The sequence below is a fragment of the Halomonas sp. genome (assembly GCF_041689495.1).
Lineage (GTDB): Bacteria > Pseudomonadota > Gammaproteobacteria > Pseudomonadales > Halomonadaceae > Halomonas.
In genome coordinates this window covers 1-1,011 of sequence record NZ_JBDNGD010000547.1, presented here as the reverse complement: position 1 = coordinate 1,011, position 1,011 = coordinate 1, and the positions used below count along the sequence as shown (strand labels likewise).

Here is a 1,011-nt window from a genome sequence, read left to right as displayed (position 1 = left end):
CGCAAGGCGCTACCACGCATCGCCCTTCGTAGCGACCCAGAGCTCCTATCGGCCGTCGAAACCCTTGGCCATACGGATAGCAGCGTTGAAGAGGCCCTGGGACGCTACGACGTTGCGAAGCAGACCGCGCTTCACTATCTGCTGTGGGGCCGAAAGGGTGGCTTGGTGGGCGTTGAGAGCCTCGAGCAGTCGCTGCAGAAGTGGCGCGCGAATTCCAGTGTAGCGGCGGATGCAGCGGAGGTAGCCGCCTGGCGGCGGGCGCATCAGCGGATACCGTTAAAGCTGATCGAAGATCTGCCGTTCGACTGTGGGTTGCTGCTGCATGGCGCCTACGGTACTGCGGAGATAAAGGCAGCCCTGGGCTTGGCGAGCTTGGACAAGCCGGGGCCGACCGGCCAGGGAAGGCTGAATGCCAAGCATCTTAATGCCTATGTTCATCTGGTGACCTTCCAAAAGGATGAGCGGGACTTCTCTCCAACCACTCTTTATCGAGACTACCCCATCAGCCGAACGCTGCTGCACTGGGAAAGCCAGTCCACCGTAACGCAGGCAAGTCCTACCGGGCAGAACTATCTTCATTTCCGCGAACGCGGCTATACCATTCTGTTCTTCGCCCGATTGACCAAGCGCATCGAGGGTGAGACGGCGCCATTTATTTTCCTGGGTCCGGCTAAGGCGCTGAAGAGTTATGAAGGAGATCGCCAGATCGCCATGACATGGGAGCTGGCGTATTCGATGCCCGCCGAGCTTTTCGAGGAGGCGCGGCCGGCATAGCCTACCGACCGTCACCTCTTCCAGCGACACTCCTTCAACAGCTCAAGTACCTGATTCTCGAAGGCGGAATAGGAATCGACGAAGATCACATGCAAGCGCCCGGCGGCGAGTTCCTTGGCTTCGTTGAATGCCATCCTGTGGGTTCCATGCTGGGTGGTCGTCCGGAGAGTCGGGGTGTTGTATCATCGGAGTCGATCACAACCTCATATCGGCCAGTTGAGGCGCTATATTGAGGTG

General features: G+C 58.9%; 2 protein-coding genes. One reads left to right on the top strand and one right to left on the bottom strand.

Annotated elements, in window-relative coordinates:
* A partial coding sequence (locus ACESMD_RS15770; protein WP_372614840.1) for a DUF3427 domain-containing protein occupies positions 1 to 774 on the top strand: 774 nt, incomplete at its 5' end.
* Positions 775 to 785: 11 nt separating this feature from the next.
* Here ACESMD_RS15770 and ACESMD_RS15765 read toward each other — a convergent pair.
* The gene (locus ACESMD_RS15765; protein ID WP_372614839.1) at positions 786 to 908 is read right to left on the bottom strand and encodes a hypothetical protein; all 123 of its coding nucleotides are present in this window, start codon (positions 906 to 908) and stop codon (positions 786 to 788) included.
* Positions 909 to 1,011 lie beyond the last annotated feature (103 nt).